Source organism: Paenibacillus sp. AN1007, from assembly GCF_040702995.1.
Classification (GTDB): Bacteria; Bacillota; Bacilli; order Paenibacillales; family Paenibacillaceae; genus Paenibacillus.
In genome coordinates this window covers 3,722,652-3,737,071 of record NZ_CP159992.1, presented here as the reverse complement: position 1 = coordinate 3,737,071, position 14,420 = coordinate 3,722,652, and the positions used below count along the sequence as shown (strand labels likewise).

Annotated in this window: 13 protein-coding genes and 1 tRNA gene; 12 read left to right on the top strand and 2 right to left on the bottom strand. The window is 48.5% G+C overall.

Annotation, left to right across the window (positions count from 1 at the left end):
• Positions 1-86: 86 nt before the first annotated feature.
• The 8 genes from ABXS70_RS16535 (at position 87) to ABXS70_RS16500 (ending at position 8,928) form a co-directional block, all read left to right on the top strand.
• Positions 87-1,286 (top strand): methyl-accepting chemotaxis protein, encoded by a 1,200-nt coding sequence (locus tag ABXS70_RS16535; protein ID WP_366289249.1) that lies wholly within the window; start codon positions 87-89, stop codon positions 1,284-1,286.
• A 268-nt stretch (positions 1,287-1,554) separates the two neighbouring features.
• Positions 1,555-2,310, top strand: coding sequence for a phosphate ABC transporter ATP-binding protein PstB (pstB, locus tag ABXS70_RS16530; protein WP_342555212.1), 756 nt, complete (start codon positions 1,555-1,557; stop codon positions 2,308-2,310).
• Between the two features lie 64 nt (positions 2,311-2,374).
• A complete protein-coding gene (phoU, locus tag ABXS70_RS16525; RefSeq protein WP_342555213.1) occupies positions 2,375-3,034 on the top strand; it encodes a phosphate signaling complex protein PhoU in 660 nt (219 codons plus the stop codon).
• Positions 3,035-3,285: 251 nt separating this feature from the next.
• Positions 3,286-5,940 (top strand): DNA polymerase I, encoded by a 2,655-nt coding sequence (gene polA / locus ABXS70_RS16520; protein WP_366289245.1) that lies wholly within the window; start codon positions 3,286-3,288, stop codon positions 5,938-5,940.
• A gap of 60 nt (positions 5,941-6,000) precedes the next feature.
• Positions 6,001-6,846, top strand: a complete 846-nt coding sequence (gene mutM / locus ABXS70_RS16515; RefSeq protein ID WP_342555215.1) for a DNA-formamidopyrimidine glycosylase — start codon at positions 6,001-6,003, stop codon at positions 6,844-6,846.
• A 130-nt stretch (positions 6,847-6,976) separates the two neighbouring features.
• On the top strand, positions 6,977-7,741 hold the full coding sequence (locus tag ABXS70_RS16510) for an MntP/YtaF family protein (protein WP_342555216.1): 765 nt from the start codon (positions 6,977-6,979) through the stop codon (positions 7,739-7,741).
• A 30-nt stretch (positions 7,742-7,771) separates the two neighbouring features.
• On the top strand, positions 7,772-8,368 hold the full coding sequence (gene coaE / locus ABXS70_RS16505) for a dephospho-CoA kinase (protein ID WP_366289243.1): 597 nt from the start codon (positions 7,772-7,774) through the stop codon (positions 8,366-8,368).
• A complete protein-coding gene (locus tag ABXS70_RS16500) occupies positions 8,365-8,928 on the top strand; it encodes a lytic transglycosylase domain-containing protein (protein WP_366289240.1) in 564 nt (187 codons plus the stop codon). The genes coaE and ABXS70_RS16500 overlap by 4 nt, the downstream gene beginning before the upstream one ends.
• 98 nt (positions 8,929-9,026) lie before the next feature.
• Here the strand turns inward: ABXS70_RS16500 and ABXS70_RS16495 are convergent, their stop codons facing one another.
• Positions 9,027-9,248: an alpha/beta-type small acid-soluble spore protein gene (locus tag ABXS70_RS16495; protein WP_017689472.1), complete on the bottom strand. Its 222-nt coding sequence runs from the start codon at positions 9,246-9,248 to the stop codon at positions 9,027-9,029.
• 115 nt (positions 9,249-9,363) lie between these two features.
• Here ABXS70_RS16495 and nrdR point away from each other — a divergent pair, with 115 nt between their 5' ends.
• From nrdR to ABXS70_RS16475, 4 genes are all read left to right on the top strand, one after another.
• Positions 9,364-9,831 carry a transcriptional regulator NrdR gene (gene nrdR / locus ABXS70_RS16490; RefSeq protein WP_090920285.1) on the top strand — a complete coding sequence of 156 codons (468 nt, stop codon included), beginning with the start codon at positions 9,364-9,366 and terminating at the stop codon, positions 9,829-9,831.
• A gap of 198 nt (positions 9,832-10,029) precedes the next feature.
• Positions 10,030-10,102: transfer RNA gene (locus ABXS70_RS16485), tRNA-Ala, on the top strand.
• Positions 10,103-10,285: 183 nt separating this feature from the next.
• On the top strand, positions 10,286-11,248 hold the full coding sequence (locus tag ABXS70_RS16480; protein ID WP_366296671.1) for a YafY family protein: 963 nt from the start codon (positions 10,286-10,288) through the stop codon (positions 11,246-11,248).
• A gap of 106 nt (positions 11,249-11,354) precedes the next feature.
• Positions 11,355-11,981 (top strand): type 1 glutamine amidotransferase family protein, encoded by a 627-nt coding sequence (locus ABXS70_RS16475; RefSeq protein ID WP_366289237.1) that lies wholly within the window; start codon positions 11,355-11,357, stop codon positions 11,979-11,981.
• Between the two features lie 147 nt (positions 11,982-12,128).
• Here ABXS70_RS16475 and ABXS70_RS16470 read toward each other — a convergent pair whose 3' ends face one another.
• Entirely contained in the window at positions 12,129-14,375 is a 2,247-nt protein-coding gene (locus ABXS70_RS16470; RefSeq protein ID WP_366289234.1) for a sugar-binding protein, read from the bottom strand.
• Between the last annotated feature and the right edge of the window lie 45 nt (positions 14,376-14,420).

Here is a 14,420-nt window from a genome sequence, read left to right as displayed (position 1 = left end):
GAGTAGGATAAAATTATCCAAGTGATACTTTGTACCTATAATCCCACCTTAGGGCGGAGTTAACACGTAAAGGAGAATACGTAATTATGCCCATGCTGTTAGAGGAAAGACCTGAAATTCTGGATGATATACAAAAAAAAGATCAAGAGCAGGAGCAGGAACAATGCTCTATTGTATCTGAAATGCAATGGGAAACATCGACAAATGATATCAGGGATGAGAACATCGTTTCTTTATATGAATACTGCCGCGAGGTACCAGCGGCCAGAGCGGATACGACCTGTGGAGAAGCAGCAGCTATGCTGAGTGACGGCCGTGAGCATCCGTGCATTGTATTGTGTGATGAATATATGAAGCCGACAGGATTATTGATGCGGGAAACTTTATATCGTTTGCTTAACGGAAGATTTGCCGCAGATTTATTTTATCGTAAACCGATTACGAATGCTGCCAACGCGTCACCAGTTATTGTGGATATACATACGGAACCAGCAGCCATTATTGATGCCGCGCTGCGGCGGGATGAGGAGCACTTCTATGACTGCCTGCTCGTAACGGAGCAGGATCGCTTGCTCGGGGTACTGACCATGCGTGATGTGATGTCCATCTCCCGGAAGCTGCAGCAGGCCGCATCCACAGATCGCATACGTACAGTGACAGAGAGCGGACAGGAGATTTCCCGTATTCACCAAGCCGTAACCAAGCTGGTTCAGGCGGCTAATGAGACCGTACGGGAAGCCGGACAGGTTATTGTATTATCCAATGAAGGAGAAAGCCGTCTCCATCAGGTCGAGTCATCCTATCGTCGGGTTCATGAACATATGGGGGATCAGGGCAGACATGCCAGTCAGATGCTTGAATCCATCAAAACGGGTGCAGGAATGGCACGTTCCATTCGGACGTTGGCCGATCAGAGCGGGCTGCTGGCACTAAATGCGTCGATTGAGGCTGCTCACGCCGGAGAATATGGACGGGGATTCCAGATTGTTGCCGGAGAAATCCGGGCGCTTGCAAAACAAACGCGCGAAGTCGCTGAGAACATGTCCTCCCTGCTTCAGGAGATTGAAAGCTTAACCCAGCAGACGGTATCTCTGATTCAGGCAAGCGGGACCGAGATCGATGAGAGTGCGGTGTATGTGCAGGAAGGAGCAGCTGCTTTCGGTACGCTGAACCATGCGGTACATGCATTATCCTGTATCGTCGAAACTATCGCTGCTGAAGGCGGGGAAGCTGGGAAGATCGCGGAGAATATTCGCCTGAAGCTGCAGGTAATGACTGCGCAATGATTATGAACATGATTTGCAGCACGTCTAGAGGAAATGGCAGACTGGTGCAGCGGCATAACAATGTCAAACAGCAAGTAGACCTGGGACTTACGGCGGCCTGGGTCTTCTTCAGGTGTTTTTACATTCCGTTAACATGAAGGTGGTACTGTTTTTACAATGTTAAGGTAGGATATTAAAGATGACCGAGCCGATTCGCATGCCGGATGGCTGCCGGTCTCAACGTAAAGGGAATCCAATGATCCCTGCAGCGAAGGAGAAGTGAGCATCTATGAAAGACCTCATTCACATTGATCGGCTTAATCTATACTACGACACGCATCACGCGCTTAAAAATATATCGATGGATCTGCCGGAGAAAACCGTTACGGCGTTTATCGGACCTTCAGGCTGCGGTAAATCTACACTGCTCCGCACATTGAACCGGATGAATGACATGATTCCGGGTGTTCGTGTGGAAGGACAAGTTATGCTGAACGGTTCGGATATCTATAGTAACGAGATTGAAGTGGAGACGCTGCGCAAACGGGTAGGCATGGTATTTCAGCAGCCGAATCCGTTTCCCAAATCCATCTATGATAACGTAGCGTACGGACCGCGTCTGCACGGTGTAACCCAAAAGGCAGAACTGGATAAACTCGTAGAACAGAGTCTGGTTCATGCGGCACTGTGGGATGAGGTGAAGGATGTCCTGAAAAAATCGGCATTAAGTCTGTCTGGCGGACAGCAGCAGCGTCTGTGCATTGCACGTGCACTCGCTGTACAGCCGGATGTGCTGCTGATGGACGAGGCGACTTCGGCGCTGGACCCGATCTCCACGCTGAAAATCGAGGAATTGGTCAAAGAGCTGCATCATAAATATACCATCGTGATGGTTACACATAACATGCACCAGGCTGCGCGTGTATCTGGACGTACCGTGTTTTTTCTGAATGGTGAAGTGGTGGAGGCAGCTGATACGGAGACGTTATTCTCCACACCGCAAGATTCCCGGACCGAGGATTATATCTCCGGCAGGTTCGGTTAAGGCGAGCTGAACAGGAACGATCCCGGCTTACCCGGAGATGATGGAGAAGGAGGACTTGAAACCTATGATTCGCAGAAAAGAATTTGATCAGGAGCTGGAAGAGCTGCGCACCCTGCTTAAACAGATGGGTGAACATGTAGGAGAGGCCCTGGATGGTGCGATTGAGAGTTTACAGACAATGGATGCGGAGAAAGCTCAAGTCATCATCAAAAATGACGCGAATCTCAATGCCCTTGAAGACAAAATTATGGAGCTGGGTTCAAAGCTGATCATTACGCAGCAGCCGGTGGCTAAGGATTTAAGACGCATTATTGTAGCCTTCAAAATCTCCAGCGACTTGGAACGTATGGGCGATCTGGCCCTGGATGTGGCTAAAGTGACTCTTCGGATGGAAGGACAAGAGCTGATTAAGCCGCTCGTGGATATTCCGCGGATGGCCGAAGTTGTGAAATCCATGATTGATGAGTCCATTGAATCGTATCTCAAGGAAAACACGGATCTGGCTTATAAAATGGCACAAACCGATGACCAGGTCGATCAGCTGTACAGCAATATGATTCGGGATCTCTATACGCTGATGAGCGATCATCCGACACAGGCGTCACAGGCTATGCTGCTGATGATGGTAGGACGTTACATTGAGCGTATTGGTGACCATGCGACGAACATTGGCGAGAGCACGGTGTATCTGGTTACGGGTCAGCGTCCGGACCTGAACCAATAAGTTGTTCTGGGCAGGCCCTGCTGCACAAGCAAGGAATAACAGACATATCAGATAAGATCATATTGATCGAAATGAGGGGAACTTTCTTCCGGCTGGCCTGTGCACAGGCTGACTGGGAAGGAAGTTCTTTTTTTGCGGAAGAAAAGTGGTGGAAAAGGGGTGTGCAGTTTTTTGATGTAAGTGGCGGGTATGGTATCATGGGAGTAGGTATGATAAGTACAGTCTGACCATATGATACGCGAGGTGCTGGAATGGACAAGTTTATTCTTATAGATGGAAATAGCATTATTTATCGGGCATTTTTTGCAATGCCACCCCTGACGAATTCGAAAGGTCTGCACACCAACGCGGTATACGGCTTTACGACGATGCTGCTGCGATTGCTGGAGGAACACAAGCCTACACATGTGATGGTGGCGTTTGATGCGGGCAAAGTGACGTTCCGTCATGAAGGATATCAGGAATACAAAGGTGGACGGGAGAAAACACCACCTGAGCTGTCCGAACAGTTTCCACTGCTCAAAGAACTGCTGCAGGGAATGGGGATTGCACAGTTTGAACTGGCAGGTTACGAAGCAGATGATATCATCGGAACGCTGACGAAACGTGCGGATGAAGCAGGCAGACAGGTGCTCGTTGTATCGGGTGACAAAGATATGCTGCAGCTTGCTTCCGAGCATGTGCATATCGGATTAACGCGCAAAGGGGTTACCGAGATTGAGCTGTATGATCCTGCCCAGATCAAGGAACGTTACGGCCTGACGCCACTGCAGATTATTGATCTGAAAGGTCTGATGGGCGATGCTTCCGATAATATCCCGGGCATTCCGGGTGTGGGAGAGAAGACTGCCTTAAAGCTGCTGCACCAGTTCGGATCGGTGGAAGAGGTGCTGAACGGCACAGGCGAGCTGAAAGGCAAGATGAAGGAGAAGATTGAAGCTCACGCGGAGGATGCTCGCATGAGCAAACAGCTGGCGACGATTCATCGCGAGGTTCCGCTGGAACAGACATGGGAAGATATGCAGTTTGATGGACTGAAGGAAGCAAGTGCGGGACCGGCGCTCGCTAAGCTGGAATTTAAATCTTTGCTGGAGCGTTTGTCTTTCAGCGGCAGCATTGCCTCCGAGCAGGAGGCTGTTCCGGCTGCAGCAGTTGAATCCACAATTGCGACAGAAGAAAACATAGCTGAACTGATTGATATACTGGGTTCGATCGATGTACTTCATGTGGAAACACATGGGGACAATCCGCATCAGGCGAAGTTAGTTGGGCTTGCTTTAGGTGCAGGGGAGCAATATACATTTATATCGCCAGAACTGCTGCAGTCCAATGCAGCCGCCCCTGTACGGGAGTGGCTCGCAAGTGCAGACCAGCCGAAGCGTGGATATGATCTGCATCGCGTAGATTTGGCTCTGCATGCGCATGGCATTGAATTTGCTGGTGCGGCTTTTGATGTGCAGCTGGCCGCCTATCTGCTTGACCCAACGGAGTCCAATCAGACGATCAGCGGGCTGACGTCCAAGTATGGGTTACCTTCCCTGGCGGAAGACGATACCGTTCTGGGTAAAGGAGCTAAATACAAAGTTCCGGAGGCGGATGTTCTAGGCGATTTCCTGTGCCGGAAAGCTGCTGCGCTGGCCGCAATTATCCCGCTTCAGGAGCAGGCATTGGAAAGCGACGAGATGAATTCCCTGTTTCACGAGCTGGAGATGCCATTGTCCCGTATTCTCGCCGACATGGAGAAGCAGGGAATCAAGGCCAATACTGCTGACCTGCAGGCGCTCGGCAGCGAGTTTGAAGAACAGATTGGCAGACTGATGGCTGAAATCTACAAGCTGTCTGGTACCGAGTTTAATCTGAATTCACCGAGACAGCTGGGTGAGATTTTGTTTGATAAGCTGGGGCTGCCTGTGGTGAAGAAAACGAAAACCGGCTACTCCACCGATGCTGAAGTACTTGAGAAGCTGGCTCCTTATAATGATGTGGTGCAGCATATTCTGCAGTATCGTCAGCTCGCCAAGCTGCAGTCGACATATGTGGAAGGTCTGCTCAAAGAGATATCGGACCGGGATGGCAAGGTGCATACGTTCTATCGCCAGACGATTGCTGCAACTGGACGCCTGAGCAGTCAGTTCCCGAACTTGCAGAATATACCGATCCGTATGGAGGAAGGACGCAAAATTCGGAAGGTATTTGTACCGTCCGAGCCGGGCTGGTCTATTCTGGCAGCCGACTACTCCCAGATTGAGCTGCGTGTGCTGGCTCATATTTCAGATGATGAACGTCTCAAGGAAGCTTTTGTACATGATATGGATATCCATACGAAAACTGCTTCCGATGTATTTGGCGTCAAGCCGGAGGAAGTGGATAGCGACATGCGCCGTTCCGCCAAGGCGGTTAACTTCGGGATCGTATACGGAATTAGTGATTACGGTCTTTCCCAAAACTTGAATATTACGCGGAAAGAAGCGGCACAGTTTATCGATCAGTATTTTGAAATATTCCAAGGTGTGCGCCGTTATATGGATGATATCGTGAAGGTTGCACGCCGGGACGGTTATGTGAAAACGATGCTGGAACGCCGTCGTTATTTGCCTGAGATCAACGCAAGCAACTTTAATCTGCGATCCTTCGCGGAACGCACAGCGATGAACACACCGATCCAGGGAACGGCAGCCGATATCATCAAGCTGGCCATGGTCCAGATGGACGAGGCGCTGCGTGAACGCAAGCTTCAGAGCCGCATGCTGCTTCAGGTACACGATGAGCTTGTGTTTGAAGTGCCGGCGGATGAACTGGAGCTGATGAAGGAGCTTGTGCCTTCGGTGATGGAAAAAGCGCTTCCGCTGTCGGTACCTCTGAAAGCAGAAGTTAGCTTTGGTGAGAACTGGTACGAGGCAAAATAGATAAGAAGGGGTCCCGCTGAGCGTCATCTTCCGTTATAATATAATGGAGGTGAGAACATCATGCCGGAACTACCGGAAGTCGAAACAGTCAGAAGAACTTTGAATCAGCTTATTGTAGGCAAAACGATTGATCATGTTACCGTTCATTTGCCGCGGATTATTCAGCGGCCTGACGATATAGAAGCATTTGCATTGGAACTGGCAGGACATACCGTGATTGGTGTTGAGCGCCGGGGCAAGTTTTTACGTATTTTGCTGGACGGGCTTGTGCTGGTCTCCCATCTGCGGATGGAAGGACGTTACGGTGTGTACCATCAGAATGAAGAGGTAGAGAAACATACCCATGTCATCTTCCACTTCACTGATGGCACCGAATTGCGTTACAAGGATGTACGTCAGTTTGGAACGATGCATCTGTTCACCGCAGGGGAGGAACTGGTATCCAAACCTCTAATGAAGCTTGGGCTTGAGCCGCTGGATGAGGCTTTTACCGTGGATGCGTTCCGTGCTGCGGTGGGCCAACGCACAACCAAAATCAAAGCGGTCCTGCTGAATCAGGCATATGTTGTAGGCATCGGGAATATTTATGTGGACGAGGCTCTCTTCCGCGCAGGTATTCATCCCGAGACGATTGCAAAGACATTAACCGAAGCACAGTTAACGGTGCTTCATGAAGCGATCGTGGCTACGCTGCAGGATGCTGTGAATGCAGGAGGCTCTTCCATCAAGTCATATGTTAACGGGCAGGGCGAGATGGGCATGTTCCAGCATCAGCTGAAAATCTATGGCCGCAAAGCGGAGCCATGCCACACCTGCGGCACGTTGATTGAAAAAAGTGTCGTAGGTGGACGCGGGACGCATTTTTGCCCGAAATGTCAGCCATCTCCACTCTCCAACTTCAACTGAATGAATGAAATGATGAAATCATAGCACCCTTGGATTCCTCCCTCCATATACTGATATGGCAGAAATAAGCGGGCATATACCCATACTGACATCATCAGTTGGCACGTACCGCACAGGGGAGGAATCCGGGGTGCTGCATCATTTTATTTCATTACTGGCGCTTGCTTTTGCAGTGAGTTTAGATGGTTTCGGAGTTGGAATTACATACGGGCTTCGGAGGACCAAGATTCCGCTCTTATCTATTGCTATTATTTCACTTTGTTCGGGATTGGTTATCGCTTTGTCCATGCAGGTAGGGGTGTTATTGTCCCATGTCGTGACACCGGGCGCAGCTTCCGTTGTTGGAGCTGTCATTCTGATTGTGATCGGTGCGTGGTCTCTACTGCAGTTGATTCTTAGACGAGGCAAAGAACGTGAGGAAGCGGAGAGTGCGGTGTCGAAGGAGAGACTGCTTCAGGAAAATGCAGCAGCGGATCCTGGGCTTGCAGCCAGAGGCAGGAATCAATTAATGGTTCTGGAAGTGCAGCCTTCTCCAACGGATGGATCGGTGGAGCGCATGGTATTTACATTGGAATTGCGTAAACTTGGCGTGGTCATACAGATTCTGCGCAGCCCTTCGAAGGCGGATATCGATAACTCAGGAAGTATCTCTGCGCAGGAAGCGATGTGGCTGGGGATTGCGCTGTCACTAGATGCGTTCGGTGCTGGGCTTGGAGCGGCATTGCTCGGTTTTCCTACGCTGTGGACGGCTCTGGTCATTGCGTTGTTCAGCGGTGCGTTTCTGTCGCTCGGTATGCATGTAGGACTTCGATTTGCAGCACAGCGCTGGATGCAGAAGCTTTCGATTCTGCCGGCCCTGCTGTTAATGATTATGGGAATATTCAAGTTGTTTTGAGGAGTAATAAAGCTGTTATGAGGTGAGACGATGAATATAGGCTTAACGGGCGGAATCGCGACAGGCAAAAGCAGTGTTTCCGCCTATCTCGCCAGTAAGGGAGCACTGCTCATCGATGCAGATGTTATCGCCCGGGAAGTCATGGAGCCTGGGCATCCCGTTTTGGCTGCCGCTGTTCAGCGGTTTGGACAAGATATACTGCATGAGGATGGAACGCTGGATCGGAAAAAGTTGGGGAGCATTGTTTTTCAGCACCCTGAGGAACGAAAAGCGCTTGAGGCCATTACTCATCCGGCGATCCGGAAGGAAATGCGTGAGAGAGCGGCTGCATACGAATTGAAACATCCGGACAAGCTGGTGGTGTCGGATATTCCGCTGCTGTACGAGTCGGGGCTTGAGGATGGTTTTACGGAAATTATGGTCGTTTATGTACCCCGAGCTGTACAGCTGGAGCGGCTGATGAACCGCGATCAGATGATCAAGGCTGATGCTGAAGCACGAATTGCCGCACAGATGGATATTGAACGCAAAAGAGAGCGTGCAGATATTGTCATTGATAACAGCGGTTCATGGTCCCAGACAGAGAAGCAGCTTGAATCATTTTTAACGCATAAGGGTCTGTTATGAAAATATTGCGTAAAAAACGTGTACTGCTGATTATGTTTGTTTCCTTTGTACTTGTGTTATTTCTAAATACGAACTGGATGGCCTGGTTTTATCCCATTGAATATAAGGAAGAGATTCGGGCACAGTCTCAAAGCTATGAGGTTGATCCATTTCTGATTGCTTCCATTATCAGGGTAGAGACCAATTTCAAAACGAGCAAAGAATCCAAGCGCGGTGCAATCGGATTAATGCAGCTCATGCCGGATACGGCAAATTGGATTTTGGAGCAGGCGAAAATTCCACCCACTTCGCTGGAAGAATTAAAACATGAACCTGAGCGGAATATTCAGCTGGGCACATGGTACCTGCGAAACCTGTCAGACCAGTTTAACGGCAACGAAATTGTGATGATTGCAGCCTATAATGCCGGACCGGGGAAGGTCAGCAGCTGGTTGAAAAATGGTGTATGGGATGGCACAATCGAAACGGTGAAGGATATTCCTTTTGGCGAAACACGCCACTATGTACAACGGGTTATTTACTATTATAATCAGTATGTGAAGATCTACGACACGTTCTAGAGCGATTGCTTGTCAAAAGATAAGGAGAAGCACGGAGCAGACCGGTGGTGTACCGGCCGCTCCATGCTCCTCTGTGTAACGTATTACGATGCAGATAATTATTGGTATTGACCTGCCAATTGCTGTTCTGCAATTGTTACCAGACGCTTCGTGATGTATCCACCGATCGAACCGTTCTCGTAAGAAGTCATGTTACCTTGGTATCCATCTTGTGGGATGCTGATTCCGAGTTCTTGAGCTACTTCATATTTCATTTGCTCCAGAGCTGCGGAAGCTTTAGTTACAACCAAGTTGTTGGAGTTACCGTTGCTTTGTGCCATTGCTGTTCACCTCCTCGCGGGTTGGTAAAAGTATTATGTGTCGCGAGTGCGATTTTCATAACAAGATATGCTCAGGGAATATGTGGAAAAAAGAAAACGTGGGAAGTGATTGAAGTTGAAATGTCCTTATTGTGGTTATCTGGGTACCAAAGTGCTGGACTCCAGACCAGCGAATGAATCCAAATCCATCCGCCGCCGCCGAGAATGCGAGCAGTGCGCGAGAAGATTTACAACCTTTGAAATGATCGAAGAAACACCGTTGATCGTCATTAAAAAGGATGGCAGCCGTGAAGAGTTCAGTCGCGACAAAATCCTCCGTGGATTGATTCGTGCCTGTGAGAAGCGTCCGGTATCCGTGGAAACGCTGGAGATGATGGTATCTGAAGTGGAGAAATCGCTGCGGAACACAGCCGAAGCTGAGGTAGAGAGCCGCCAGATTGGTGAGCTGTTAATGGAGCAGCTGTTTCCGGTGGATGAAGTAGCTTATGTGCGCTTCGCTTCGGTGTATCGTCAATTCAAAGACATCAACATGTTTATGAAAGAACTGAAATCACTGCTGTCCAAAGAAGATCTGGAGGACTAGCGGCGTGGGGAAAGGGAGAAGAGCAATCCGGGGCTGCATCTGGTATATGCCGTGTGTGCCCGTAACATGAATGTTCTTCTCCATAGATTTCGGTGCTTCAGAAGGGTATTGACAGTCGAGAAGGGATTTTATATGATATAGAAGTCGCCTGTAAAAATGTTTTGTAACAGTGCTGGACAAGATGTAACATCATATCCTGGGGCCTTAGCTCAGCTGGGAGAGCGCATCGCTGGCAGCGATGAGGTCAGGGGTTCGATCCCCCTAGGCTCCATAAGAGTTTAACGAGAAACGGCAGAAATGCCGTTTTTTTTGTTTGAATTAATGGTTTCTATTCAAGATGGGTGTATTAAGTCTTGTACTGTCTGATCGTGTTATTCTTGGTGAAATCATGCGGACTGCAGGCAGTAGACGCATGTGGAATCCCAAATATGATGGAACGGTTGAGGGGGATGTTATGCCGAAAAATGATAATATGTTAGCCATTCTATGGATGCTGAATTCGGGAGAGAAGTGGACTGCAAAACAAATATCCGAAAAGTTAGAAGTGAATATCAGAACCGTTTATCGCTATATTGATGCATTATGTTCTAGCGGCGTGCCTATCATATCCGACGCAGGTCATCATGGTGGATATAGTCTGCTGCATCATTTTATCAGATCACCGCTGCTGTTTGATATGGAAGAAAAGAAGACACTCCTTCATGCTGCTGTTTTTGCAAAAGAAGCTGGATACCCGTTGAGTGAGACATTAGAGAATGCGACATCCAAGTTGAAAATGTATTCGAATGAGCAGCAGGAGAGTATGCTAAACCAAGGGTTAGCTGGATTTGAAGTGATAAACCGCATGCTCAGCCCTTCGAGTCAGCTCATATTAGCGGAATTGGAGCATGCTGTAGAAAACGAAATCACTGTAGAGATGGATTACCGTACAAACCATGAAAAGAAGCCAAAGAACAGGATGATAGATCCGTATGGAATCGTTTACTGGAATAATAGATGGTATACGGTTGCGTTCTGCCATCTAAGGAATGAAATACGAAGTTTTCGGGTAGATCGGATTTTACGAATCAAGCGTACTCAACTCATTTTTAAGCGTCCTGAAGCTTTTTCTAGCCGTGAATTTTTTATGAAAAACCTGTTACCTGATCTTATGGGGAAGGAAGGGTTAATTTCTTTAAGGATCGAAGGCAGGCCGGAGGCGTTGGATGAACTAAACATGCACTGGTTTTTAGGACATCATCTGCAAGAGCGGACGTCCAATCAAGCCGTCTTTTTATTCGAGGAAAAATCCATTCATAATGCTGTCCCGTATTTTCTTCTATCCTATGGTAAATCCATTCGAATACTTGAACCCCAGAGTGTGAAAGACAGACTTGCTGCAATTGCATCAGAGTTAATGGAATATTATCAACAATAACAGCTTCACTGACAGCGGATGTCAGTGAAGCTGTTTTATAATGAGATAGTCATTGATTACCGATGGACTGTAGTCCTTGATAGATAAAAAAAGGGGAGAAATTAAAATGAAAAGAACAGTATATCTTTATGTTTTTGACACCATGTCCGATTGGGAAATCGGTTATTTGACGGCCGAGCTTAACTCAGGAAGATACTTTAGAAAGGGGCTGGCTTCAGCACAAATAGTCACCGTTGGGATAGATAAAGCTCCAGTAACTACAATGGGCGGATTGAAAATAACACCCGACATTCAAGTGGATGAGTGCAGCATTACAAGCGCAGATGCACTGATACTACCTGGCGGAAATACATGGGCAGAGGCTGTTCATAAGCCCATATTACAAATTGCCGAGATGTGTTTACAGGAAGGGATTGTACTCGGGGCGATTTGCGGGGCCTCCATAGGACTTGCTCAAGCAGGCTTGTTAGATTCCCGCTCGCATACAAGCAATGATCTGACGTATCTTAAAATGATTTGTCCGTCTTACACGGGCGAAGAATATTACATATCGGAATCGGCTGTTACCGATGGAAAACTGATTACTGCTTCCGGAGCAGCTCCACTTGAGTTTTCTGTTCATATTTTTAGAGCACTGGATGTATTTGCGCCAGAAACATTAGATGCATGGTATCATCTTAACAAAACGAATGAACCTCAATATTTCTACGAGTTAATGAGTTCAATTCAGTGACAGCTCCATTCCAAAGAGAAACGCCATCACTTAAATGTGATGGCGTTTTTTGCTGGATTGCTTCTTAAATCTGTCTTCTTATGGGGAGTAAAGTAAGGACTTTTTCTAAAATGATTCTTTAGTGGGCCACTTTAGGTTAGATATTGTTTAGTTGAATCCGCTCGGCGCACCGGGTACGACCGGTTTTCGCTGCGCAAACATCCAATCAAAGACATCGGTGTAATCGTTGTTCCAAGCAGGCAAGTTGGATGACTGCGCCGTGGGAGCGATGCTCCAAGTCCCCATCGTTATCTCGTTGTAGAGAACAGCCGCTTCGACTTCATGCGCTATATAATCCGCCAGAACAGGTGTGTTGGCAGGATTCGGTCTTAGATTCGGCTGATCAAATTGATTGTAAGGCCACGTAAGTACCTCATTACTTTCGAAGCGTGAAGCTCTCGCGTTAATCATTTTCGGCATATTGGTATTGATGAAATTATTGAGGTTAGTCTGGTAGCCTCCAACATTATGAGCATTTAAAAACATCCAATAGGCCAGGGTGTTGTGAGCGTCGTTAGCCGCAGCGTTCGGTGAACCGCTTACCGGGGCCATAGGTGCGGCGGCAGCGAAGAAGCCAGGGTAGCTGTTAACTAAGTTGTTCGTATACTGTCCGCCCCAGGAGAAGCCTGCTGCGTAAACACGGTTAGGATCTACTTCGCCGCTGGCGATCAGGGCGTCGATGACCTTCTTCACATTCTGTGTGGAGGGAACAGAAACGCCATTATAGGAAATATTCAGGATGTGGCTGGCGTACTTTTCGGGATTCTGTGCCATTTTTTTCATTAGGGCGACCGATCCATTGGCGGATTTCATGGCCGCTTTTTGGTCTGCCGCAGCGTTTGTGCCGCCGCGTGACATGCCGTGGGTGTACACATACAGCGGCAATCCTTTCATCACGTTACCGTCCTCATCCTTATGAAGGTAGAGCGAGCGATTGACCGAATGATCCGTGAATGTTGCGAACTTATCAAGGATTGGATTCACAACCTTTTCTTGCTCAAAAACCACGTTGTGAAGTGGATTCCCCTCTGTCAGTACGATCTGACCCTTTTGGCTGAGGGTGTAAACCTGCTTTGTCGAGTTACTGCTGCCATCCAGTGTTGTATTGCCGCCGCTCTCTGAATAAAACTCAGACTCAACGACGATGTAACGGCCGCTCGCCAGTCCGTCCCGATAATCTGGTGAATTGCTTACCGGCCCCACATAGCCGCGTACCTTCGGTTCATCATTAGCGTAAACCCTTGTGATCTTGCGTGGTCCTTCAAGGGTCACCGCTTCGCCGTTCAGGGTCGTGTTTCTTACCGACAGGGCAAATAAGTCTGGACGAAGCTCGGAGCCTAACGCTGCTTTCCCCTCGCCTAAATCAATGATAACAGCCGTTGTGTACTCGCCACTGGCGAAGTTGTCATTCCATACGATAAAAGGAAGTATGCTTGCGTCCGGATCGTTTTTGAAGGTCACATGAATGGTATGGTCTGCCTCAATATTCGTAAAGGTATAAGTGCCAGCAGATAGGGGCACGATCTCGCCGTCTACCGTTACCGTATCCACAACTTTACCGGAATCGGGGGTAAACGTAATTTCTTTATCAGAGTCCTGATCTACTCTAAGCACATCGCCGGGTGGAACTGACGTTATTCGGCCGCCCGGTCCCGCTGTGGCAGTGATTGAAAATCTGGTGTCCAATTCGGTGGCTGAGATGAGCTGCAGGCTGTCTGTAAATGAATCAGAGCTGGTATAAGCCGCGTCCGGAATTCCAAAGCAGGAAACGACTTCATAGCGGTCAGCGCCCTTTTCTGTCGAGTTATTGATGTACACCTCGAAGGTAAGATTTCCCTCCTGTAAGATCAAATCTCTTTTGGGTATTCTCATTTCCACAATGTATCCGGTATCTGTAATCTGGGTCCATGCAGCTCTGCCTGGAGCGGCCTGCCCTGAAAACACTCCCGTCGCGCTGACACGCCATTGGTTCGAGCCGCTGCTTCCATCACCAACATAAAACTCCAGACTGTCGTATCGGTGGTCTCCGCCAGCTCCCTGATATAGATTACTGTCATTCACAACTACGCGGGCATACAGGTAGTCATGGTCCCAAAGGATTCTGGCTGTACCTGTGGCATGAGGTCTTGGGTCGGTGGGGACAGTGCTTTTGTTGATGTGATGTTCCATGGTTTGGCTCCAGAGGGGGTCGTTTGACCCGAGTTCAGGGGTTCCAAACATGGCGGCCTTTGTTTCATTCGCTGCGGCTGCGTCCTCGATGTTGTCATTGTCGGCAGCGTAGCTCGTAGGCATTAGCGTGACCACCATGACCAAGCAGCAAAGAAACCCGAGCATTTTTCTAAATCGTTTTGGCATAGATACAATCCTCCTTATTTTTTGATTCGGTGTGCTCATGGTTCA